Annotated in this window: 18 protein-coding genes; 9 read left to right on the top strand and 9 right to left on the bottom strand. The window is 60.4% G+C overall.

Annotated elements, in window-relative coordinates:
• Positions 1–2,361, top strand: a complete 2,361-nt coding sequence (locus tag PW789_RS07855; RefSeq protein ID WP_299373946.1) for an ATP-binding protein — start codon at positions 1–3, stop codon at positions 2,359–2,361.
• Entirely contained in the window at positions 2,358–3,737 is a 1,380-nt protein-coding gene (locus PW789_RS07850) for a sigma-54 dependent transcriptional regulator (protein WP_299373944.1), read from the top strand. The genes PW789_RS07855 and PW789_RS07850 overlap by 4 nt, the downstream gene beginning before the upstream one ends.
• A 15-nt stretch (positions 3,738–3,752) precedes the next feature.
• Here PW789_RS07850 and PW789_RS07845 read toward each other — a convergent pair whose 3' ends face one another.
• Positions 3,753–4,217, bottom strand: coding sequence for a PA2169 family four-helix-bundle protein (locus tag PW789_RS07845; RefSeq protein ID WP_299373941.1), 465 nt, complete (start codon positions 4,215–4,217; stop codon positions 3,753–3,755).
• A 393-nt stretch (positions 4,218–4,610) separates the two neighbouring features.
• Here PW789_RS07845 and PW789_RS07840 point away from each other — a divergent pair, with 393 nt between their 5' ends.
• Positions 4,611–7,259, top strand: a complete 2,649-nt coding sequence (locus tag PW789_RS07840) for a DNA translocase FtsK (RefSeq protein ID WP_299373938.1) — start codon at positions 4,611–4,613, stop codon at positions 7,257–7,259.
• Positions 7,260–7,268: 9 nt separating this feature from the next.
• Here the strand turns inward: PW789_RS07840 and PW789_RS07835 are convergent, their stop codons facing one another.
• Positions 7,269–8,561 carry a hypothetical protein gene (locus PW789_RS07835; protein ID WP_299373936.1) on the bottom strand — a complete coding sequence of 431 codons (1,293 nt, stop codon included), beginning with the start codon at positions 8,559–8,561 and terminating at the stop codon, positions 7,269–7,271.
• On the bottom strand, positions 8,558–10,651 hold the full coding sequence (locus PW789_RS07830; protein WP_299373935.1) for a DUF2339 domain-containing protein: 2,094 nt from the start codon (positions 10,649–10,651) through the stop codon (positions 8,558–8,560). Before PW789_RS07830 ends, PW789_RS07835 begins: the two co-directional genes overlap by 4 nt.
• Between PW789_RS07830 and PW789_RS07825 the strand changes: the two genes are divergently transcribed.
• The 3 genes from PW789_RS07825 to PW789_RS07815 all read left to right on the top strand — a co-directional run bounded on the left by PW789_RS07825 (position 10,640) and on the right by PW789_RS07815 (position 13,342).
• The gene (locus tag PW789_RS07825) at positions 10,640–11,494 is read left to right on the top strand and encodes a hybrid sensor histidine kinase/response regulator (protein ID WP_299373932.1); all 855 of its coding nucleotides are present in this window, start codon (positions 10,640–10,642) and stop codon (positions 11,492–11,494) included. The two genes, PW789_RS07830 and PW789_RS07825, sit on opposite strands and share 12 nt — an antisense overlap.
• A 48-nt stretch (positions 11,495–11,542) precedes the next feature.
• Positions 11,543–12,250 carry a response regulator transcription factor gene (locus PW789_RS07820; protein ID WP_299373930.1) on the top strand — a complete coding sequence of 236 codons (708 nt, stop codon included), beginning with the start codon at positions 11,543–11,545 and terminating at the stop codon, positions 12,248–12,250.
• A gap of 78 nt (positions 12,251–12,328) precedes the next feature.
• On the top strand, positions 12,329–13,342 hold the full coding sequence (locus tag PW789_RS07815; RefSeq protein ID WP_299373928.1) for a YpdA family putative bacillithiol disulfide reductase: 1,014 nt from the start codon (positions 12,329–12,331) through the stop codon (positions 13,340–13,342).
• Between the two features lie 2 nt (positions 13,343–13,344).
• Here PW789_RS07815 and PW789_RS07810 read toward each other — a convergent pair whose 3' ends face one another.
• Both PW789_RS07810 and PW789_RS07805 read right to left on the bottom strand, forming a co-directional pair.
• Positions 13,345–14,208: an ABC transporter permease gene (locus PW789_RS07810; protein ID WP_299373925.1), complete on the bottom strand. Its 864-nt coding sequence runs from the start codon at positions 14,206–14,208 to the stop codon at positions 13,345–13,347.
• Positions 14,209–14,212: 4 nt separating this feature from the next.
• Positions 14,213–15,154: an ABC transporter ATP-binding protein gene (locus PW789_RS07805; protein WP_299373921.1), complete on the bottom strand. Its 942-nt coding sequence runs from the start codon at positions 15,152–15,154 to the stop codon at positions 14,213–14,215.
• A 163-nt stretch (positions 15,155–15,317) separates the two neighbouring features.
• Here PW789_RS07805 and PW789_RS07800 point away from each other — a divergent pair, with 163 nt between their 5' ends.
• Positions 15,318–15,575 (top strand): hypothetical protein, encoded by a 258-nt coding sequence (locus tag PW789_RS07800; RefSeq protein WP_299373919.1) that lies wholly within the window; start codon positions 15,318–15,320, stop codon positions 15,573–15,575.
• A gap of 117 nt (positions 15,576–15,692) precedes the next feature.
• On the opposite strand, the gene PW789_RS07795 is transcribed toward PW789_RS07800, so the two are convergent.
• Together PW789_RS07795 and PW789_RS07790 are read right to left on the bottom strand one after the other, a co-directional pair.
• The gene (locus PW789_RS07795; RefSeq protein WP_299373917.1) at positions 15,693–17,303 is read right to left on the bottom strand and encodes an OmpA family protein; all 1,611 of its coding nucleotides are present in this window, start codon (positions 17,301–17,303) and stop codon (positions 15,693–15,695) included.
• Between the two features lie 194 nt (positions 17,304–17,497).
• Entirely contained in the window at positions 17,498–18,232 is a 735-nt protein-coding gene (locus PW789_RS07790; protein WP_299373914.1) for a GvpL/GvpF family gas vesicle protein, read from the bottom strand.
• A gap of 368 nt (positions 18,233–18,600) precedes the next feature.
• On the opposite strand from PW789_RS07790, the gene PW789_RS07785 reads away from it, so the two are divergent.
• Positions 18,601–19,770 (top strand): DUF481 domain-containing protein, encoded by a 1,170-nt coding sequence (locus PW789_RS07785; protein ID WP_299373911.1) that lies wholly within the window; start codon positions 18,601–18,603, stop codon positions 19,768–19,770.
• 79 nt (positions 19,771–19,849) lie between these two features.
• Here PW789_RS07785 and PW789_RS07780 read toward each other — a convergent pair whose 3' ends face one another.
• Positions 19,850–20,476 carry a c-type cytochrome gene (locus PW789_RS07780; RefSeq protein ID WP_299373908.1) on the bottom strand — a complete coding sequence of 209 codons (627 nt, stop codon included), beginning with the start codon at positions 20,474–20,476 and terminating at the stop codon, positions 19,850–19,852.
• Positions 20,477–20,665: 189 nt separating this feature from the next.
• On the opposite strand from PW789_RS07780, the gene PW789_RS07775 reads away from it, so the two are divergent.
• On the top strand, positions 20,666–21,316 hold the full coding sequence (locus tag PW789_RS07775; RefSeq protein ID WP_299373905.1) for an outer membrane beta-barrel protein: 651 nt from the start codon (positions 20,666–20,668) through the stop codon (positions 21,314–21,316).
• Between the two features lie 36 nt (positions 21,317–21,352).
• Here PW789_RS07775 and PW789_RS07770 read toward each other — a convergent pair whose 3' ends face one another.
• The gene (locus tag PW789_RS07770) at positions 21,353–22,753 is read right to left on the bottom strand and encodes an aspartate ammonia-lyase (RefSeq protein WP_299373903.1); all 1,401 of its coding nucleotides are present in this window, start codon (positions 22,751–22,753) and stop codon (positions 21,353–21,355) included.
• Positions 22,754–22,795: the final 42 nt, after the last annotated feature.

Raw genomic sequence — 22,795 nt, 5'->3', positions numbered from 1 at the left:
ATGCCAACGACGGCGAACCGGCGAAAGATCCTGACCATCGTGCTCGGCGTCTGCCTGCTGCTGCTGCTGACGGCGCTGATTGCGTTGAACGCGTTCAACCGCGAGGTCAGCTTCCTCAATCCAGAGACGACGGAGCAGACCTTCGTCTTTACCGGCCTGTCCGCGGTGGCGTTTCTGCTGTTCGTCTCGGTGCTGGTGCTGCTGGTCCGCAATGTTTTGAAGCTCTATGCAGACCAGCGCAGCCGTGTTCTGGGTTCACGGCTGCGGACCCGCATGCTGACGGGTGCGGTGCTGGTCTCGATGGTGCCGATCGCCTTCATGTTCTTCTTCAGCTATGGGCTGATGAATCGCGCCGTCGATCGCTGGTTCTCGCAGCCAGTGACGGAGATGCGCGACGACAGCGATCAGATCGCCCAGGAGCTCTCACGCTATACGGCCGCCAACGCGCGCGCCGAGGCAATGTCCATCGCTGCCACTCTGCCTGAGCCTGAACCGGATGACACGGCGCCCCCGAGCAGCACGATCAAGCCAGACATCGAGGCCATCGGGCACGTGCTGCATCAGCACGAGATCACCCTGCAGAACGGCTTCGCCATCGTCTATCAAAACCGGCGGATCGTCAGCGAGTTCCAGATGCCCAAGCAGACCGGCGCGCCGGCAGAGGTCCGCTCCTGGCTCTCCGCCGGCGAGGGCGGCCCTCAGCCGGCCGCAACCGACGATGCCATGCTGACAGCCGCGCAGCGCACCGACGAGCCCGTGCTCTCGCTGGACAAGAACGATTACGCACTGGGCGCCGCCACGACCAAGCATGGACTGACCGTGGTCGTCGCCCTGCCGATGCCCTACGGCATGGCCGCGACGATGCGTGACCTGGGACTACGCGCAGAGAACTACTGGACGCTCTTCCGTGAGCGCCGGCAGATCCGCAATTTGTACATGATGCTGTTGTTGATGATGACCGGCCTCGCGACGTTCGCCGCGACCTGGCTGGCCCTGCACATGTCCAAACAGATCACCAGGCCGATGGAATCATTGGCCGAGGCTATGGAGGCGGTCGCAGCGGGAGATTATGCGCGACGCGTACAGGAGGGCTCGACCGAGGAGATGGGCGACCTGGTGCGCAGCTTCAATCGCATGGCTGCGGATCTGGAGGGCAGTCGCCATGCTGTGGAGGAATCGACGATCCAGCTGAGCGCGGCGAATGCGACCCTGGAGGCCCGACGCGGCGAGCTCGAGACGATGCTCGAGACCATTCCGAACGGCGTTGCCACGCTCGATCCCAAACGCAGAATCATCCTTGCCAACCGCGCCTTGAGCGAGATGATGGACCCCGGCGGACAGAGCCCCTTCCTGGGCCGCACCATCGAGGAGGTCTTCCCTGTCGAGGTGCTGGAGGTGCTCGACCGGCTGATCAAACGCAGCCATCGGATGGGTTCGGCAGCGGGCGAGGTCGAACTCTCCTCGTCCAGCAACCGTTTCCAGGAGACCCTGAACCTGCTGGTTACCGTTGCCCTGCTGGAGACCCTTTCCGGCAACGATCGCTCGAAGCGGGAGCATCATGGGTATGTCATCGTGCTGGAAAATGCCACCGAATTGCTGCGTGCGCAGAAACAGTCCGCGTGGAAAGAGGTCGCGCGACGCGTGGCACACGAGATCAAGAATCCGCTGACGCCAATCAGCCTCAGCGCTGAACAGATCCGCCGCCACATTGACCGGCTCGGTGCCGCTCTGGAGGCGCACGCGATTGAATCACCGTCACCCGGCGTCATCCGCCGCTCCAGTGAAGTCATCTCCAGTTCGGTGGAGAGCATGCGTTCTCTGGTCGACCAGTTCTCCGCGCTGGCCGAGTTTCCTACGGCGCAGCCACGACCTGCCGATTTGAACACCATCGTGGAGAACTCGCTCGCTCTCTTTGCTGGCAGGATGCAGTCCATCAAGCTGGTGCGGCGCATGGAGAACAACCTGCCTCTCATCATGGCCGATCCCGAGGCGCTGAAGCGCGCGCTGAGCAATTTGATCGACAATGCGGCTGAGGCCATGCAGTCCAGCCTGCTGCGCGAGTTGAGGATCACAACCTGCCTGCTTGAGAATGGCATGGTGGAGTTGACGATCGCCGACACCGGATCAGGACTTACCGACGAGATGCGCGAACGCCTGTTCCTTCCCTATTTCTCGACGAAGCAGCGCGGCACCGGCCTCGGGCTGGCAATCGCCGGCAAGATTATCCAGGAACACCAGGGCACGATCCGCGCCGAGAAGAATACGCCCGCCGGAGCGAAGTTCATTATTGAGCTGCGCACCGCTGTTGAAGCAGAACCGGAACAAACCACCGATATCAGCACGGGGAGAATGACGGCGTGAACCACGTTCTGGTCGTTGACGATGAGGCCGAGATTCGCGAGACGCTGGAGAGCATTCTGCGCGATGAGGGCTACCAGGTTACAACCAGCGCGACGGCGACCGAAGCGCTGGAGCTGATTCATGACGTCAACTACGACGTCGTGCTGCTCGACATCTGGCTGCCCGATCGCGACGGCCTGGAGACGCTTGGAGAGATCCGGCGTATCGAGCAGCATAACGCGCCGGAGGTCGTCATCATCAGCGGCCACGGCACAATTGAGTCTGCAGTGCGCGCTACAAAGCTGGGTGCCTACGACTTTCTTGAAAAGCCGCTCTCACTTGAGCGCACACTGATCGTTATCAAGAATGCGATGCAGGCTCGGCAGATGCGTGAGGACAACGCGGAGTTCGTTCGCCAGCTGGCCGCACGCAACAATGTCACCGGCCAGAGCGTCGCGATGAAGGCGCTGCGGCAACAGATTGGCCTGATGGCGCCGACCAACGGGCGCGTGCTGATCTTTGGCGAGAGTGGTACCGGCAAGGAGCTGATCGGTCGCGCCATGCATGCCGCCTCGCTGCGCAAGGAGCGTCCCTTCGTCGAGCTGAACTGTGCGGCCATCCCTGAGGACTATATCGAGAGCGAACTCTTCGGCTACCGGCACGGGGCCGTGCCCGGCGGACCGCCGGAGAAGCGCGGCACCTTCGAACGCGCCGACGGCGGCACGCTCTTTCTGGATGAGGTCGGCGACATGAGCCTTAAGACGCAGGCCAAGGTGCTGCGCACGCTCGATGAGCAGCGATTTCTGCCAGTGGGCGCGACGCATCCCGTGCACGTCGATGTGCGCGTGATTGCGGCCACCAACAAGGACCTTGAAGAGGAGATCGTCCGCGGTAATTTTCGCGAGGACCTCTTCTATCGCCTGAACGTTATTCCGTTTTTCGTTCCGCCGCTGCGCGACCGGAAGGAAGATATTCCTCTGCTGGTGAAGGAGTTTCTCGAGGAATTTGGGCAGCAGTATGGCCGCCCGCATGTAGAGATCAGCACCGACGCACTCACGACGCTGCGCCAGTATCACTGGCCGGGCAATGTACGTGAACTGCGCAACCTGGTCGAGCGAGTGCTGATCCTGAATCCGAAGGTGCAGCGCATCGAGAAGAAGCATCTGCCCATGCTGGTTTATCGCGGGCCAAAGCTTACGGAGTCAGGCAGAATCAGCACGCGCGGTGAGGAGTTTTCGAGCTTAGTCGAAGCACGGGAAGCCTACGAGCGTGACTTCATCCTCAAGAAGCTGGATGAGTTTCACGGAAACGTCAGCCGCGCCGCGGAGGGTCTTGGCCTCGAACGCAGCCACCTCTATCGCAAGATGAAGGCACTGGGCGTCAGTATCAAAGAGTAGTTCAGCAGGAGATTGTCAGCCTGCGGCCAGTGCATTGCGATGGTCGCGGATATAGTCGTGCGACTCAAGGACGTGCTCCATCTGCCCGGCCAGGGTCTGGCGAACGGGAAGGGGCAGGTCCTGATCGAGCGCATCCCGGTAAGCGTCCGAGGCTTCGACCTCGCCTTGCTGCGCCGTTTCGAGCAGAGCGTGATCGCCTGCACCGAAGCGAGCTTTCAGGTCACCCCATGCGCGGTGGAGAGCGCCTAAAGCAGTGCCGCTCTCGTGAAGATCATGCACGCCATTCTGATGCAGCACCTCTTCCAGCACGCCCCGAAAACCTGCGCGTGTCAGCGACTCGGTAAGAAAAAACTGTTTCAGGGACGAATCGGTCAGATGATCGCCAATCTCGGCAAATCCCTTCTGGCTGTCGAGGAGAACGCTGATCAGAGAGTTCAGTACGCGTGTCATCTCATTCCGCTTGGCGTGGTCTGTCGGCATCGGTACCTCACCTCTCTAACATCTGATGAGCTAAATAATGAGCTAAATAAAACTGGACCGGATGAGGCAGGGTCCGCCGGCTGTCAGCGATTCACCTTCGCCGGCGGCAAGCAGGAGAAATCGCGAAAATCCCGCTCCCCTGCCAACCGGATACTAAGGGCCGCCGGCTATGCCCAGCCGACGGGATGTCTGCATACGTAGATGCCCGTTCCGGCCACGGGTTTGTATTCGGGTACCTGCAGCGGAGATTTTCGATTTTGCTTCGCATTCGGCCCGGCGCGGTGGCTGATAATCGGAGATGCTCTGGTGGTTTCCAGCCTTGGTGGCGATCGCACGGCCAGCCGGCACAAAGGTCTAGCCGCCCGTGCGTGAGAGAGGCTGCGCGAACCCCCGATGAAGACTCTTAGACTCGTCTCGACCCCTACCCGCAACCGCCGCCTGAACGAGATCATTGGGCTTACGGTCCTGGTAGCAGCTTGCCTGCTGACGCTGGCGCTGGTCAGCTACACGCCGACCGATCGCTCATTCAACACTGTCGGCGGTTACGTCGCAGGGCGTCCCGCACACAACTGGACCGGAATCGCGGGCGCCTATCTCTCGGACGCAATGCTGCAGGCCATTGGTGTGGCCGCATTCTTTCTTCCGCTGGTTATCGGGCGCCTTGGGATCTGCTGGATGATGTCGCGTCCCGCCGGCTCACCGGTCGCCAAGTTTGTCGGCCTGATGATGTGGGTCGTCTTCGGCCCTGCCGCGATTGCGCTGCTGCCGGGCCACATGCGCTGGCGCGGCGCGCTGCCCATCGAAGGCACCAGCGGCCGCCTGCTGGCCGACATGCTGGTGTCGTTTCTCAATCTTCCTGGCGCCTCCATTGTGCTGGCCCTGATGGTGGCACTCTCGCTTTATCTTGCGACCACATTCACCTTCAATACTGCTCGCGAGTGGGCGACGATGCGCTTCGGTTTCGCGCAGTCCATGTGGGAGCGCTGGTCAACCTGGCGCGAAGGTCGCCGGGGACGCGATATCGAAGAGCCTGAGTACGGCAGCAAACGCGAGCGCGCCGAGCTGCGTGCGCAGCGCGAACATGAGCTGGCCGAGCGCAAGGCTCGTGAGATAGAAGCCAAGCTGAGCCAGCAGAACACGACGCTGCTGGGCAGCCTCTTCGGTTGGTGGAGTCGCCGCAAGAAGAAGACTATCGAGACACCTGCCGAGGAACTCGAACCTGCAGCCTTTGAGTCGACCATGTGGCAGGCCATGCCACGCACCATGGTCGATGCTCCGCCGGTGACCTCACTGGGTACAGCCACCGCAGCCGCCGCCCCCTATGCTGATGCGCTGGCCCGCGCTGCCGCTCCCGTGCGCGCCATCGACGATGCCAGCAACTTCGACGTGAATGAGCAACCTGTAGCGCCCGCCATGACTGCGCGCGAGATGGCTCCGCCACCGGTGAAGAAGCCGATCTCCATGCCCATCGCGCCGGTTCCTGCTCCAGTGCAAGAGGCGACGGCAGAAGACGGCATCTCCTTCGGCAAGCGTGCCGACGCCGATATCAAGGCTGTGGCCATCACGCCGAAGAGCGTGCGTGGCTACAAGCTGCCTCCTTCGTCTCTTCTCTATCGCAGCGAGGAGCATGCGACCGTTCGTGAAGATGCGTTGCGCGAAGAGGCTCGCATCCTCGTAGAGAAGTGCGCCGAGTTCGACGTCGACGGCCAGGTGACGCACATCAATCCAGGCCCCGTCGTCACCACCTTCGAATTCAAGCCGGATGCCGGCGTGAAGTATGCGCGCGTCACCGGTCTTGCCGACGACCTCTGCCTTGCGATGGCCGCCGAAAGCATCCTGATCGAGCGTATGGCAGGCAAGTCGACCGTCGGCATCCAGGTGCCGAACGCCGAACGCGAGACGATCTGGCTGCGCGATGTGGTCGAGTGCGAGAGCTTCGCGCAATCAAAGTCGCGGCTTGCGATCGCGCTGGGCAAAGACATCAACGGACGCATCGTGACCGGCGATCTCGCGGGAATGCCCCATGTGCTGATCGCGGGCTCAACAGGTTCGGGCAAATCGGTCGCGATCAACGCCATGATCATGAGCGTGCTCTTCAAGTCGACGCCGGAACAGGTGCGCATGATCCTGGTCGATCCGAAGCGCGTGGAACTCGGCATGTACGAGGGCATTCCCCACCTGTTCACGCCTATCATCACGGAAGCCAAGCTCGCGGCGAACGCCCTGCGCAATGCGGTGAGGGAGATGGAACGGCGCCTGAAGCTGCTGGCCGCCAATCACGTTCGTAACATCGACCAGTTCAACAAGCTCTTCGACAACGGCAGCGGGCATCTCTTCGAGGATGTCAACCAGGAGCCGCTGCCCTACATCATGATCATCATCGACGAGCTGGCTGACCTGATGATGCTCGACCGCGCCAACGTCGAAGAGGCGATTACACGTCTCGCTCAGATGGCTCGCGCCGTGGGCATTCATCTTGTGCTGGCAACGCAGCGTCCTTCGGTCGACGTGATCACCGGTCTGATCAAGGCCAACGTACCGACGCGTATGAGCTTCCGCCTCGCAACCAAGGTCGACTCCCGCACGATCATCGATTCAAATGGAGCCGAGAGCCTGCTGGGACGCGGCGACATGCTCTACCTGCCGCCTGGAACCAGCCGAGTGCAGCGTGTTCATGCACCATTTGTGACGGAGAAAGAGATCTCCGCCGTCACCGATTTCTGGAAGGCGCAGGGCGAGGCCGAGTATGTCCAGGGCTTCCTTGAAGGCCCGAAGGATGAGCAGGGCCGCGAGATCGACGGCAACAACGATGGCGAGGACAATGACCCGATGTACGACGATGCGGTCCGCCTCGTCTTCGAGTTCGGCAAGGCATCGACCTCGCTGCTGCAGCGCCGCCTGCGCATCGGCTATGGCCGGGCAGCTCACCTGATCGACATGATGTACAACGATGGCCTGGTCGGTCCTGCCGACGGATCGAAGCCGCGTGAGCTGTTGAAGCCGGCCAGCTGGCTGAACGAGGTCGACACCGCAGCTCGCTGAGCCTAGGGCCTAGCGCGGCACATGCCGCGAAGAGCGAAGGGCGATCAGCGCGAGCAGGCAGACGACGGCGAGAAAGACGATCCACACCAGTTCGGGGTGGCGCTCGGTTGCGGCACGCGTGTCGGGGCGCGGCGTGTAGGCAGGATTCTTCTGCTCCGGCCCAACACGCGCGATCAACATTCTGGACATGGGAGAGAACGTCCGCGCGAAGTCATATTGCGGCGCCTGCAGCGCGGAGTCGCCGTAGAACAGCGTCAGCGGTGCATCGGACGCAGCCTGAAAACACAGGCGGCGCTCGCGCATCTCCAGGCGAACAGCCTGCACTGGCAATGGGCTGTCGTCGCCGTTCTTGATCGTCACTTCGACCTCAGCGTCGGTCTGCAGGTTCGAACCCAGCGTGGCAGGGATACTAAGCCGCTGCTGACGGATCTGTCGGCCGGCCTGCGTCATCTCGACGTGGAAGATATTACCGTCGATGAATTCGCCGGTGTTAACCTGTGTGCCCACGGGATGATCCGTGATGGTGACGTCGCGGCTGAAGTTGCCGTGGAAATCAGACTCGAGCACAAAGCTGACCCGTTCGACGGGAACGCGCTCGGGCAGACGAAGGTGGATTACCGTCTTTCGATCGCCCTGAACGATGTTGCTGGACTGTACGGCCAGGGAGTAGATCGACTGCGCCTCGCGGCTGGGAGGAACGCGGGCACCGAGCACCATCTGCGGCAGAAAGCGGGTATCCGGAGCACCCGGAGCAGCTACCGTGTTCAGTTCCACATGCAGATAGGGAAAGCTCGACTCTTCGAGCGCGAGGGTTGTACTGCGCGAGAGATGCTGCGAGCTGAGATCGAAGAGCGTAAAGTCGCCGAGACGCGTACCCTCTTTCCCCCCGGGAGATTCGACTCCGGTAACGGTGGCCGTTGCGATGAAATCGCGCCCGGCCAGGTCAAGCATGACGCTGGTATAAGGCCGTGACGGCATGGCGAGATCGAAGACGATTCTTCCGTCTCTCATCCCCAGGTTGAGCACACCCGCGGGATCGGTATCGGGCTGCTCCGGTTCGCTGAGAGTGATGGCATAAGGCAGATCACGCGCTTTGGCGGTGCGTGGATAGAGCCGCAGATCTTTGAGCGATACTCCAGCGTGGGCAAAAACTCCCGCGTCGATCACGGCGCAGTTGGGACCGGCAGCCACGGGAACGACCGATCTCTGGTAGCCAAAGAATTGCAATGGAGGCTGTGCGGTCTGCGCAAGGCCTGTGCCCATCGGCCCTGCAAGAAGCCCCAGGAGCAGGAGGTATCTCATTGCTCTGCACCTTGCTTCGCATCGCTCCCCGTGGGCGATTGCGGATTACGCAGGGCCAGCCAGTCTTTCTGGTAAGCGAAGCTGATCGCCATCAGCAGTGCGCCAAGCCCAAGCAGGCTGGCAAAACGATATCCCTGGCTGAGGCTCCGCATGTCATAGAGGAATGTCTTCGCGATGGAGAAGACAAGCAGCCCAAGCGCCTGCCAGCGGATGAAGGAGGAACGCTTCCAGAACCCAATCGTCAGCAGCGCTGCTCCATACAGCATAAGAAACGCGGAGACGGCGAGCCCACGCTGCAACTCGACATCGGAGCCTGCAGTAGCAACAGGCCAGAGGGAACGGATCTCGCGCACTCCGGTCAGCAGCGCCATCAGGTTGATGGTAACGACCGCTGCTGCCGTGAGCTGAGCCCACAACAGGGTCGACTCATCGCGCAGCGCCATGCGGATAGAGAAGGCGATGACGCCACCCAGGATTGCAAGGCCGAAGAGAGCCATGCCGAAGTCCGCGCTCGCAAAGGCCGGATGTTGAACGCTCGATGCCGTGATCTCGCGCAGAACGAGCAGGACGGCGACGGCGCAGATAGCAACCGTGGCGGCGAAGGCGAACCGAGAATACTCCTGCCAGAGAGAACTAACCTTTGCTCGTGCCCGCAGGCAGATCCACGCAGCGCCAGCGAAGGCGCCAACGGCGATCAGGGCCGTCGCGAAGTGGTGGTTGAAGAGCTGGGACGATATCCCCTGGCCAAACCAGAACGTCGAGGCCAGCAATGCACCGAGTCCGAGTACCAGCGATGCCGCGGAGAGCCAGCGCAGAACACTCGAAGCGTTGCTGTGCTCCATGGAGGGACCGCTGCACGCGACGCGCGAGGAGACCCAGATCAGGGCGACGCCTTCTATCAGCCAGGCTACGGTGACCCAGTGGCCGCTGGCCTTCAAAGGAATTGCGATGGTCAAAAAGACGACCGCAAGGGAGAGGTGCATCGCCGCAGGTACGGCCCCCTGGGGCAGTCGTGTAATCAGCAGGTACGCCGCGGAGATCGCCAGCATCAGCCAGGGAAGGAACCAGTGCCGCTCGGAGTCCTGCATGACGGAGTAGAGAGCCAGTGAAACAAACGCTGCATTGCCGAGAGGCAGCAGCACCTCGCGCGTCGTATGTCCCAGCCTGCGCAGACGCGAGGTCGTTGCCTCGATTGCAATAACAGTTGCGTTCCCAAGAGAGACACATACGAAGACGGCGAAGAACAGTCCCACAAAGATGGTGGTTACCGCGAAGGCAGGCTCGGCGTAGAACTTTGCGTACCAGCCGACAAAGTAGAGCACCGTCGCCGGAAACGCAGCCAGGAGCAGCCGTGCCCAGGGCTTCAGGCGAACCAGCAATGCTGTAGCTATGTCGATGGCCAGCAAATAGGTGAAGAGGAAGATCTCGTGATCTCCGCCAGTCGACAGGAGAAGCGGTGTCGCCAGGCCACCGGCGATTGCGTAGGCTGCCAATAGCTCTGCATCCTGCACCCACGCCATGTAGGCGTTCCATGCGGTGACAAGGATCATGCCCACCAGGACAGCCGAGGCAGGAAGCAAATGATAGAGCTGGAAGGCCGCCCACAGGGAGAGATAGAGGACACCGGTTCCCACGGCTTTCAACGAGTAGGAGAAGACGGCGAATCCCTTCCGCCGGAACCGTTCCGACCACAAGACAACGCCAGCACCGGCAATGAGGCCAATCAGGATGCGGCCGACCGGGCCGATCCACTGGTTGTCGATCGCCAGCTTCAAGCCGAAGGTCGCAGCGCAGAGGAGCGCAACGATGCCGATACGGTTGAAGATCTGTGCGCCGAGACGATTTTCCAGCGATCGTTGCGGGGCCTCGACTGCGGCCATGGATCGCAGTGCAGATGAAGGTGTCGGTGCGGGCGTCGCGGGTGGCACGAGGGCTTGTGGCGAAGGTGCAGGAGGGGGTGGAGGAGCTGCCTGAACAGTTGCCCCGGAAGGAGTACGCATGGCCGCCAGTTCGCGCTCCAGGTCGTCGACACGCGCAGTCAGCTGACGCAGTTCTGCAAGCACCCTGTCTTCGTCAGAATGACTCTGCAACTCGCGGGAGATCTCCTCCGGGTCCATGGAGTCTACTGTACTGCGTGCGCCTTATCCTTGCAGCGGCTTCCACGCAGCCCCGCTCTGTTAGTCTTTGCGCACATGGTGCCGTTAGCAATCCTCGTGGTGGATGATGATGACATGAGCCGGGAGCTGTTCCGCCTGTTGCTGGGACGCGAGGGCTACCATGCAATGACAGCAACATCGGGCGACGATGCGCTGCGGATCGTCGGAGAGGGCTTTGTTCCGGATGTGGTGCTGGCCGACCTGCAGATGCCGGGCCTTCCCAGCTGCGAGCTCGCACAACGGCTGCGAACAGGGGCGTCCCCATCGAGCGTCTTGCTGGCCATGAGCGGGAGCGAACCTCTGCCTGGCGCGACGGACGGCTTCGATCATTTTCTCCTGAAGCCGTTCACCATGGATGCGCTCTCCGATGCGATCAACAGATGCTCCGCGGTGAGCAGCGTGATTGACTCGGCGCATGAAGCACCGCCCTCGGCACTTAACGAAGCGATCTACAGCCGACTGCAGGCAGCGATGAATGGGGAGAAGCTGTCGCAGCTGTATACGATCTGCCTTGACGACGTTCTGCGACGCGTCGCCGTGATGAACGCTGCCGCAAACGATGCAGACGATGCAGCCTACCGCCGGGAGGCTCATGCCATCAAAGGAGGATGTGGCATGGTTGGAGCCACGCAACTGCAAACTATTGCATCTACAGAGGAAAACAGAGGGATTCCTGCTAATCATGTAGCTTCGTTAGACGAAATCATACGAGCGGCCGAGGTGCTGAAGGGTATGCTGGTCGCACGTCAGATCATTAAAACGAACAGTATTCGTTGAAGCAGCCGAGCTGGCTGTTGGTCAGAAACAAACCATGGGAGCAGAGTCATGAACGACACCGTGAAGGCCTCGAACAACACCCCAACGCCCGGCAATGCCATACGGGTCGTCGTCGCGGACGATCATCCTGTCGTGCGCTTCGGCGTGAAGAACATGCTCGAAAGCGAGCCGGGATTTCAGGTTGTGGGAGAGGCTGAAGACGGTGATGTCGCCATCACGGAGACCCTCGAAAAGGAACCGGATGTTCTTCTGCTCGATGTGATGATGCCGAGGCTGCCTGGACTGGAGGCTCTACGTGCCATCCTGGAGAAGTCTTCGCGCGTAAAGGTCATCCTTCTGACGAGCACGATCACCACGCAGCAGATCATCGAGGCGCTGCAGATCGGAGCACGCGGCATCGTCCTCAAGGATGCGGCAGCCGCCGATCTCTCGAAGTCGATGCGCGCGGTTCTCTCCGGCGATTACTGGATCGGCGGAGAGCGTGTTGTGAACCTGGTCTCGGCACTCAACGATTTGATGCAACAGGCAGCCGCAGCACCGGAAAAGAAGACCTACGGCCTGACGCCTCGCGAACTTGAGGTGGTCACCTGCATCGTCGAGGGATGCAGCAACAAGGACGTCGCGAAGCAGTTTGCGATCAGCGAGGAGACGGTGAAGCGTCATCTCTCGAACATCTTCGATAAGACTGGTGTATCGACCCGGCTGGAGCTTGCGCTCTTTGCCATCGCTCACAAGCTGGTCACGCTGGAAAACTAGCTCGTCTTTCGCACACAATCGTCAAGGTCCGGCAGGCTTTCACCTCGCCGGACCTTGCCAGTTAAGTAAGATAAAAAGATGAGCGAACGTGAGGCGATTGCAGATCTTCTGGTAATTGGTGCGGGACCGACAGGCATGGCCTGTGCCATCGAAGCGCAGCGTGCGGGCTTCAAGGCAGTGCTGATCGATAAGGGCTGCCTGTGCAATTCGCTCTTTCACTATCCCTCGAACATGACGTTCTTCACGACTCCGGAGCTGCTGGAGATCGGTGATCTCCCCTTCTCCAGCCCGAACCAGAAACCTACCCGAAACGAGGCGCTGGAGTACTACCGCAAGGTGGCCGAGCACTATTCACTCGACGTGCGTCAGTACGAGACGGTCGATCGCGTGACGGGCAGCGATGGCGACTTCACTGTGTGCACGGTGGACCGGTTTCAGCGATCGCTGACCCATCGCGCACGCAAGCTGGTAATCGCAACCGGATACTATGATCTCCCGAATTACCTGCGGATTCCCGGCGAGGACCTGAACAAGGTCTTCCACTACTACCACGATCCGCATCCTTACTATGACCTGGAAGTGCTGGTGATCGGCGGCAAGAACTCGGCGGCGATCGCGGCGCTCGACCTGTGGCGCCACGGCGCGAAGGTCACGCTGGTACATCGCGGCCCCGAGATGCACCGCCACGTGAAGTACTGGATCCTGCCTGACTTCAACAATCGCGTGAAGAATGGTGAGATCACCGCCTATTTCAACAGCAATGTCTTGTCGATTGCCGAGGACACCGTCAGTGTGGCCACGCCTGACGGCGAGGTTACCTTCGCGAATCAATTCGTCTTTGCGCTGACGGGTTACCGGCCCGACTTCGAGTTTCTCGAAGCGCTGGGCGTCAAATTGGATGATGCGAACGATCGCTGCCCGGCATGCGATCCAACGACGCTTGAGAGCAACGTCCCGGGCGTGTACCTCGCAGGTGTTGTGGTTGCCGGGGAGCGCACCAACGAGATCTTCATCGAGAACGGGCGCTTCCATGGGAAGCAGATCGCGGAAGACCTGCAGACAAAGCTTGCGCAGACACCCGTCAGCTCGTAGGGTTAGCCGATCACGCGGCGCAGGAAACCGCGAACACCGAGCCAGGTCAGCAGCATCAGGAAGAAGACCAGCATGCCCAGGATGAGTGCAGGATGCATGTGCGGCAACGCGGGCGTCAGCGCCGAGCGCAGCCCCTCGCTCATGTAGACGATCGGGTTCACCAGCACGCCCATCTGCAGCCACTTGATGCGATCGAGCGCGGCCCACGGATAGTAGACGCAGCCGAGGAAGGTGATCGGCATGACCACGACACCGAAGATGAGGCCAATCTGCTGCGGCTTAACACTGGTGCCGATGGTCAGTCCCAGCGCGCCCGAGGTCAGGCTGGCAAGGATCAAGACGAGGATGAGATAGGGCCAGTTGGAGACATGCGCGACGACAGGCGTGGTGGGGATGTAGTACGCCAACGGAAAGACCACGGCTGCCGCGATGATGCTCTGCATCGCGGAGAAGCACATCTTCTCGAGCGCGATCGCTGCGACCGGAAGAGGGCACATCACGCGATCGTCGATCTCACGGGTGACACCGAACTCCTGCGCCAGCGGCAACGCGACGGCGGCGATTCCGCTGAACATGATGGCCACGGCCATCAAGCCAGGCAGCAGCACCGTGCTGAAGTTTCCACCAGCCATGGCAGCCGTGGGATTCATCGAGGCGCCACCGCTCATGTGCGGCATGATGAAGGTGAACACGAAGAGGAAGAGCAGAGGGTTCATGCAGACGCGGATGACGAAGGGAAACAGCTCGCGACGCAGAACATGCAGATCGCGCAGAAAGAGCCCGGCGAAGGCGCGCAGGTATTGCGTGGTCGTGGAACCGCCGGTCGAGGCCGGCGCTTCGGCGTGAATCTGAGCCAGTTCTGCCATAGGTTTACTCCCGCAGCTCGCGACCGGTGAGACGAATGAAGACCGTCTCCAGACTGGTCTCCGTGATAGTCAGATCGCGCAGACCATAAGGATTCGCCAGGCTGACAACCTCCGACAGCAGGCCTTCGGCGCCTTCCGCGAAGATACGCAGGCCCGAGGCTGTCGTCTCGACGCTTGCGATACCCGGCCTGCGTTCGAGTTCACTCATCAGTTGCGGCATGCCCTGCTGCGTACGCAGATCAAGCTCATAGACACGCTGCGCGCCGACCGAGCCCTTGAGAGCCGAAGGCGTATCTTCTACAAGAATCTTGCCGTGATCGATGATGGCGACGCGCTCGCATAGCTCGTCGGCCTCTTCCATGTAGTGCGTGGTCAGGACGACGGTGATGCCCTCCTGACGCAGGTTGCGGACAGCCTCCCACATGGCGATGCGGCTCTGCGGATCGAGACCGGCGCTGGGCTCATCGAGAAAGAGCACGCTGGGACGATGCGCGATGGCACGCGCAATCTGCACACGCTGTGCGAGGCCACCGGAGAGCTGAGAAGGATAGGCCTCTCCACGCTCTGAGAGATGGAACTGCTCCAGCAGCTTCACGGTGCGCTCGCGGGCGTCGACACGCGAAAAGCCAAAATAGAGACAGTGGAAGAAGATGTTCTCGTAGACCGTGCAGGCGCGATCGAGCGTGTTGTACTGCGGCACGACGCCGATACGCTTGCGCGCAAGTGCAGGCGTCTTCACGACGTCGATGCCCGCGATGCGGACAACTCCTGCGGTAGGCAAGACACGCGTGGTGCAGATGCTGATGGTGGTAGTCTTCCCTGCTCCGTTGGGACCGAGAAGGCCGTACAGCTCGCCGGGACGGACGTTGAGGTCGATACCATCGACGGCCACGACGCGCTGCTTGCCGTCGTAAACCTTCCTCAATCCTTCAATTTCAACGATCATTCCCATGCTCCCCAGCCGCCATCTCAGGTTACATGAAGGGCGAACGACGGCCTCTAAAACCGGGGCTGCACATGAATGTAGATTCGCAGCCGGCACCCATGTGCAGAGAGGATCATCTTCCGGGTTTGTCCTTTTGTAACAACGACAAGCGTAGAATGGGCCTATGTCTCGAGGATGGGAGAGTAAATCCGTGGAAGAGCAGCAGGCACAGGCCGCAGTCCCGCAGCAAGAAGCCCCGAAGTCCGAAGAGAATCAGATCGAGTCGGCCGAGCGCAAGCGTATGCTCCAGTCGCTGGAGCTACAGCGCGAACGCATCCTTTCGGAACGGACCTCGAGCCCTCATCGCCGCTCGGCCCTGTCCAATGCGCTGGCCGATATCGAAGAGAAGCTTGCGGAGCTGGGCTGGACCATTCACATGTAGCCTGAAGTTGTCTCCGGCTGAGACAGCTATCGACTGCATCTCTGTTGTTGATTCCATGCACAAAAACGCCGGGCTCCCATCGGTGAGCCCGGCGCCGCTTGGCTACTGCCGCAGCCTTTACTCCTGCGGTGGATTCGAGGTGCCCGACGCAGGCGGTGGAGCCTGTGCCGGCGAAGAATCCGCATCCGGTCCCTTCTGCTGCGATACGCCGATCGCATCGCCCGAGACAACCAGCTGCACGCGCCGGTTCAGCTGCCGTCCCTTCGCCGTATTGTTATCGGCGACTGGCTTGGCCATGCCGTATCCGGTCGCAACGATATTGTCAGCGTTGACCCCCTGGGTGACCAGGAAGTCGCGGACTGCACCGGCCCGGTTCTCCGACAGCTTCTGATTGAACTGCGGACTGCCGGTGCTGTCGGTGTAGCCCTCCACCTGAAGCTTCAGCCCAGGATAGGCCTGCAGAATGCCTGCAACCTTGGCCAGGCTGATCTGCGTGTTGGACTTCAGAGTGTACTTGCCGGTGTCGAAGAGCACGTCCGACATGTTGACGATCAGGCCGCGCGCGGTTTCACTGGTAGCGAGCACACTGTTCAGCTGAGAGAGCAGACGTTCCCGCGCCTCCTTGGCGCTATCGGCCTGCTTGTTTGCCTGCGCTGCCTGAGCCGCTGCCTGAGCGGCTTCCGCCTGAGCCTTCGCACGTGCCGCATCCGCCTCAGCCTGAGCCGCCTTGGCGCGCTCAGCATCAAGAGCCGACTGCTGCGCCTGCTGCTCAGCCTTCTGCTGGGCGAGTTCCGCGTTGCGCTGACGCTCAGCGGCCTGCTTCCGCAGCGTCACAAGACGGGCATCTTCGGCGCGTTGCACTGCCTGGCGAGCGTATGTAATGCCCATCTTCTGGTCCGGTTTTTTGCCGCTCAGAATGTCGGTCGCGTTCTTCAGATCGAGCAGGCCCTCGTTGTAGATATCGCCTGCGTACTTGTCCGCTCCGGCCTGCTGCGCGATGCGCAGCGCATTGTTGGCCTCGTACAGTTCAAGCGGCATCTTCTCGTCACGCGTGATGGGGTCCAGCACGCTCTTTGAGCCAGCAGTCTCCGCATAAGTTCCGCGAGGAAGAAGCATGTAGTGAGCGTTCACTTTTTCGAGCACGCCGGTGGTTTTGTCCTGGATGATCTGATTTTCGAGGACAACGAGGTCGCTTGGCTGCGTGACCGAGAAGTACGGCTCGGCTGTAACCACAAGGCCAAAGGACTGCAGCGCTGTCGTAACCGTGATGTTGTTCTTGCCCTTGCCGCCCGACGGGAGGATCTCACCAAGGTTGTTGGGACGGCCATCAGGCGTAATCGCCCAGAGCACATAGGTCAGATACTCTTTGCCAAAGCCATTCGCAGGCGTAAGCCCCTCGAACTGTGCGTTGATCGTGATGCCGCCACGCTCGCTGGTAACCTTGGCCTCACCCTTGGCCATGGGAAGCAGGGGCGTTCCCTTGAAGGCGATCTTCGTCGATCCGCTGCGGTGGAGATAGTTGACGGCATCTAGGTTACGCTGCACCACCTTGACCCGGTAGAGATAGACACCCTCTGATTCCTTGGTGATCTTGTTGTCATCCGGCGGGGCCTGCTGCGCCATGGGGTTCTGCTCCTGTGCATGAACCGATGGAGCGAAGATGGAGCCTGTGAGCGCTCCAGCAAGGGCCAGGGCAGTGAAAAACTTGGGTCGTGCAGACGTCAACATTCGAACTCTCCTTGTCGCACACGGCCTACCCGAGACAGCCTCAGGCAACACCGTGCATGAACCACTATCAAAAGTGGATGCGCGCGGAATGGGAAAAGGTAGTCTGCGACGTGTAACAGCGTGGGATTGTATGTGACAGAAAACGGGCCACCTTCAGGAAAAGGTGGCCCGTAAAAAGACTACTTCTCAGCGTTTTAAGCCTGAGTATGGTGTGGATTGGACCGGTGAACGAAGTGATATGGCGGCCAGGGTCCGGAGAGCTGCATCTTGCACTCCTTCATCTGCTGGATCGCCGAGCTGTACTTGTTCTGATAGCGCTCGATGGTCTTGTTATCGATGAGATGAGCGATATCGAGAAGCATCTTGCCGGACTCCATGCGCTTGCATGTAATTTCCTCGGCCAGAGGAAGGAACATACGGTGCATCTGCACCGATAGCGCACGGGCCTTGGACTGGCGCTCGCGCTGGCGGCTGGCACTCTCCCGGAGGCTGGTCAGATACTCCTGCCCAACCGTCATGTTGCGAAGCGTATTGCCCGGGCACGTGTCGTCGACGAGAACCTTGAGGTGCATCTCGGCCTTACCGCGCAGACGCTCGACGTTGGCCAGGAAGTGACGCTGGTTGGAACGGACGGAGCGGCGCAGAGCGTCGTCGTCCTGGAAGGTGGTTCCAAAGCGGAAAGGTAGTACCGTGGAGTGTTTGAAGCAGTCCGCGATCACTCGAGCGTGATCTTTTTGTGACTGCTGATCCAGTTTTGCACTGTCTTCTGGATTGTGTTCGGTAACGATGACTGCGAGATCACTGGCGGGAAAAAGGAACGTTTGATTTCCGAAAAGTCCGGTCACTCCGTTCAGAGGCATCGGCCGGCGGTGACGGCAGAGTTCCGGAAAAGCCTGTCTTTCTGCTACGCAATAGGCATACCAAGCCATTGTTTTTACCTTTCTTACACACTGAGGGGCTAAGTTCTGCCCCGTCAGGCAGATAGTTGTAACTCATATTGATACAAAGGGTCTGCAACGATGTATCTGCGACGTGATTGCGTTCTGGCGCGTGCGCGATAAGCGAACTGTACCGAAAGCCGAAACGGATAGTAAGCCTGCGAAAACACAATTGGCAATACCTTTCGAAATAAAAATGCACCACGGCCAAGGCAGTGCCTCTTAAGCTCCTTCGCGGTGAATGTTTTACAAATGAAAGTGCCCTCCTGAATACATTTCGTAAACAACCGTTTGCGCGGTTCTACCTTCTAACCCTTTCAACGGCCATCCCCGACATTTTGAACAAGAGGCATCACCAGATGAAGAGAGACAAGAACACCATATTTTTGCGAGGTAGCGTCGCGATAGCCATCGGCCTGCTGACGGGAGCGATCTCCCCTGCCATGGCTCAGACGAAACCAGCCGCTCCAACCCCCGATGTGGTCGTTCTAACCAATGGCGATCAGCTGACCGGCACGCTGGAACGCAGCGTAGGAGACAGCATTACCTTCAAAAGCGATGCTGTGGGTGAAGTCACCATTCCGATGAGCAAGGTCAAGGAGCTGCGCTCCTCCAGCAACTTTGTCGTCCTGAAGAAGGACGAGAAGGTTACCAAGCAGCCGAAGACTCCCGGCGGGATCGAGATCGAAAACAATGCGGTCAAGGAGGCCGGGAGCACCGGGGAGACGATTCCCTCTGCCAAGATCGGCTACGTCGTCGATGGCGCGACCTACAACAAGGAGTTGAACGGACACCCTGGCCCCTTCAGTGGATGGGATGGCTCCATCAACGGCGGCGCGACCGTGCTGCAGTCTACCTCCTATGGCCAGACCTTCACGCTGGGAGTGTCTCTGATTCGCGCAATCCCCTCGGTGGCGTATCTGCCGCTGCGTACGCGGACCACCTTCAATGTGCTGGAGACATACGGCAAATTGACCCAGCCAACGATTCCGCAGACTAATCCGCCGACGCCTGCTGCGGTGGCAAAGACCAGCATCTTCCACACCGATTTCGAGCACGACAAGTACCTGACCTCGCGGTTTTATGTTCTTGGCGGTCTGTCGTACGACCACAACTACTCGCAGGGCATGAACTGGCAGCAGATCTACGGTGGTGGCGCCGGTTATACGATCCTGTTGGATAACGTCCAGCAGCTCGACGCCAAGGCCGACCTGCACTACGAAAAGCAGTCCTACATCCAGACCGTCGTTACAACGCCGAACAACAATCTGATTGGCTCAACCTTCGCCGAGAACTATCGGCGCACACTGCCTGGAAAGATCCAGCTGACCCAGAGCGGCACCTACATCCAGTCGTGGAACAACACCGATGCCTGGTCGGCGATCGGCGCCCTCGGGCTGGCGCTGCCGGTCTATCACCGGTTCGCGCTGAGCGTGAATCTTCTCGACAACTACTTGAATAATCCCGCCACCGGCTTCAACAAGAACTCCCTGCAATTTGTAACGGGCGTAACCTACACCCTTCACTAAAGCACCGTAAACAGTCGCAAGAGAAAGCGGGTTCGAGATTGCCTCTCGAACCCGCTTTCTTTGTGCTCACGACAGGAGCTTATTTTTTCCCGTCGAGGATATGCGTGACCGGATCGGGCAGGTCCTTGTCGGCGTTCGTCAGCAATAGTGTCACCTGCCAGATCTGTGCATCGGAGAGCTTTCCGGCAAAGGCCGGCATACCGCTGCCGTGGACGCCATGCGCAATGCGTTCGTAGACATCACCGGGAGCCATCCCTCCAATCTGGCTTCCCTGCTTCCAGAGCTGCCGAGGCGGAGGCATCACCCCCTTGGCGGCGGCCTCATGGATAGGGGTTCCGTGGCAGCTGGCGCAGTGAGCGCGGTAGACGTGAGCGCCGCCTTCAAAGACATCCTCGCTCGTGCCGAAGGGAGGCGTCGGCCGGGCGTGCTCATGCTGCTGAGCCGCTGCTGCAGGAGCAACAGGCTGATTGGGAGCGACCGGCGGTCTTGCGTGTGCGGGAGAGCCCTTTCCCATGGAGGGATCCCCGGAGTTGCCGCCGTCTCCGGACAGGCTTCCGGGCAGAGAAGGAAGCTCCTGGCGGAGCTTCGCGGGCGAACCACCGTAGTGCATCCAGGCGTACCCGACTCCGGCGACGGTGACCGCCCCGAGAAGGAATCCTGTGAAGACACTGCCCGTGCCGCCGCCCTTGCTGCTCTTTCTCGCCATGAATCTCTACTCCTTGAGCGCGATTCGCCCCGAAACGCACTCAGAGGACCGCCGTGGATGTTCTAATAAGAGGTGGCTGCGGATTTTCCGGCCGCCAGCCCAAGTTCCACCATAGCAAGAGCCCAGCATGTGCAGGAGTAATCGTTGATGTTCGGTTTCAGGTTTAGTGTGCGGTCTGCAGCAACCCTTTTGATCGCAGTATTTGTCTTGAGCGCCGTGACCTCGCTTGAGGCCCAGTCCACCTCACCCCGCCGACGCCGTGAGACCAACGCCAATCGCCGGGCGCGCATCGAGCGCACCATCCAGGACACCTACTCACATAAGTGGGAGGTTGCTGGCGGCGGCGGTTATCTCCGGTTCCGCTCCGGTGAGAATCTGCAGAAGAACAACGAGGTCACGTTCTTCCTCTCCAGCACCTACTTCCTGAACCCGAAGTTCGGCATCCTTGGACAGGTGAGCGGAGCGTATGGTCATGGGAAGGTCGGCAATACGATCTACAACATCCAGAACCCCCAGATCTCGCAGTATTACTTCAACGTCGGTCCGGCGTATCGCTTCTACAAGAAGGAGAAGTATGCGGCGACGGTCTTCGGCACGGTCGGCGCCGGTATCGGCAAGTTCGACTCAGGTTCGAAGGGCATTCCGGCGGCAAACCTGGGCCTGTGGGATTCGCAGACGCGCACGGTCTTCTCGGCTGGCGTCAATCTGGACTACAACATGTATCCGAACCTCGCGCTCCGCGTGACCCCGACCTACCTCGGTTCGACGTGGGGCAGCACGATCCAGAACAACGTGGGCGTGAATATGGGCGTGGTCTATCGCTTCGGCCGTATCAAGTAAGACCAGTCTTCAAAAACATCGCGACCGAGCCGTTCGTCAGGAGATCCTGGCATGCGGCTCGGTCATATTCTTTGGGTCGAGAATTTCTGCGATCTGCTCCTCGCTGAGGAGTTTTTTCTCACGGGCGAGCTCGACGATGGATCGGCCAGAGGCGACCGATTCTTTCACCAGCTCCGCCGCCTTGCGATAGCCAATATATGGATTGAGCGCCGTCGCCAGGGCGATGGTGCTGGCGGCATAAAAGCTGGTGCGATCCCGGTTGGCGGTGATTCCGCGAATGCAGTGGCGATCGAGCTGGCGCAGGGTGCTGGTGAGGATCGTGATGGATTCGAGCGTGTTGTGGGCCATCGCCGGCATCATGACGTTCAGTTCCAGCTGGCCAGCCTGTACGGCCATCGCGGTTGCAGTATCGTTACCGACAACCTGGAAGGCGACCATCGCCATCAGTTCGGGCAGCACGGGGTTGACCTTGCCGGGCATAATGCTGGAGCCGGGCTGCAGGCTGGGTAGATGAATCTCATTGAAGCCGGTGTTGGGGCCGGAGGACAGAAGCCGTAGATCATTGGAGATGCGAATCATCTCGAGCGCGAGCCCGCGCAGGGCTCCGGAGACATCGGCCATCGGAGAGCAGGACTGCATGGCGTAACGAAGGTCGTAGGAGGGGTGCAGTTCGAGCTTTGCGAGCCTGGCGAGCTTCGCCACGGCCTTCGCACGGTACTCGGGATGGGTGTTGAGGCCGGTGCCGACGGCCGAACCTCCGAGGCCAAGCGAGTGCAGAGTGACCGCATTGCGCCGGATACTCGCAGAGGCCTCTTTGACGGCGACAGCGTAGGCGGCAAACTCCTGGCCAAGGGTTACAGGCACCGCATCCTGCATGTGGGTCCGGCCCGCCTTAAGGATGTCTTTGAACTCGTCTGCCTTGGCAGAAAAGCTCGACGCCAGAGAGTCAAGGATGGGGTACAGATCTTCGAGCGCAAGCAGGGCCGAGAGACGCATGGCCGTGGGGAAGACGTCATTAGTCGACTGGCCGTAGTTGACGTGGTCGTTGGGATGGAGCTTCTTGTAGCTGCCTAGCGGCTCGCCGAGGATCTGTCCGGCGCGGTTGGCGATCACCTCGTTGGTGTTCATGTGCAGGCTGACGCCAGCTCCGGCCTGGAAGACGTCAACGACGAAGTGTTCGTGGTATTTCCCGTCGAGGATCTCCTGCGCCGCCTGTGCGATGGCGCTTCCCTGCTCCGGGGTGATCAGGCCAAGCTCCTGGTTGGCCTCCGCCGCCGCGAGTTTTATCATTGCGAGGGCGCGGATGAGGAAGGGGCTGGCCTTCATACCGCTGATGGGAAAGTTATCGACGGCACGAGCCGTCTGGGCGCCGTAGAGGGCGTCTGCGGGAACTTCGACTGCTCCAAGAGAATCTGTTTCGCTACGCATCTTCGACATGCTCTTCAAGCCTCTGAAACGTTAGATGATGCGGAAGGCACC

The sequence above is a fragment of the Edaphobacter sp. genome, from assembly GCF_028283685.1.
Lineage (GTDB): Bacteria > Acidobacteriota > Terriglobia > Terriglobales > Acidobacteriaceae > Edaphobacter.
The sequence above is the reverse complement of the archived record's forward strand: the minus strand, read 5'-3'. Positions and strand labels throughout refer to the sequence as shown.

Bases quoted from the DNA above. Each gene is read 5' to 3' on its own strand.
- PW789_RS07795 (WP_299373917.1), bottom strand. From the start codon at position 17,303: ATGTTGACGTCTGCACGACCCAAGTTTTTCACTGCCCTGGCCCTTGCT.
- PW789_RS07800 (WP_299373919.1), top strand. From the start codon at position 15,318: ATGTCTCGAGGATGGGAGAGTAAATCCGTGGAAGAGCAGCAGGCACAG.
- PW789_RS07770 (WP_299373903.1), bottom strand. From the start codon at position 22,753: ATGTCGAAGATGCGTAGCGAAACAGATTCTCTTGGAGCAGTCGAAGTT.
- PW789_RS07815 (WP_299373928.1), top strand. From the start codon at position 12,329: ATGAGCGAACGTGAGGCGATTGCAGATCTTCTGGTAATTGGTGCGGGA.
- PW789_RS07825 (WP_299373932.1), top strand. From the start codon at position 10,640: ATGACTCTGCAACTCGCGGGAGATCTCCTCCGGGTCCATGGAGTCTAC.
- PW789_RS07810 (WP_299373925.1), bottom strand. From the start codon at position 14,208: ATGGCAGAACTGGCTCAGATTCACGCCGAAGCGCCGGCCTCGACCGGC.
- PW789_RS07820 (WP_299373930.1), top strand. From the start codon at position 11,543: ATGAACGACACCGTGAAGGCCTCGAACAACACCCCAACGCCCGGCAAT.
- PW789_RS07805 (WP_299373921.1), bottom strand. From the start codon at position 15,154: ATGATCGTTGAAATTGAAGGATTGAGGAAGGTTTACGACGGCAAGCAG.
- PW789_RS07835 (WP_299373936.1), bottom strand. From the start codon at position 8,561: ATGAGATACCTCCTGCTCCTGGGGCTTCTTGCAGGGCCGATGGGCACA.
- PW789_RS07855 (WP_299373946.1), top strand. From the start codon at position 1: ATGCCAACGACGGCGAACCGGCGAAAGATCCTGACCATCGTGCTCGGC.
- PW789_RS07790 (WP_299373914.1), bottom strand. From the start codon at position 18,232: ATGGCTTGGTATGCCTATTGCGTAGCAGAAAGACAGGCTTTTCCGGAA.
- PW789_RS07780 (WP_299373908.1), bottom strand. From the start codon at position 20,476: ATGGCGAGAAAGAGCAGCAAGGGCGGCGGCACGGGCAGTGTCTTCACA.
- PW789_RS07845 (WP_299373941.1), bottom strand. From the start codon at position 4,217: ATGCCGACAGACCACGCCAAGCGGAATGAGATGACACGCGTACTGAAC.
- PW789_RS07785 (WP_299373911.1), top strand. From the start codon at position 18,601: ATGAAGAGAGACAAGAACACCATATTTTTGCGAGGTAGCGTCGCGATA.
- PW789_RS07840 (WP_299373938.1), top strand. From the start codon at position 4,611: ATGAAGACTCTTAGACTCGTCTCGACCCCTACCCGCAACCGCCGCCTG.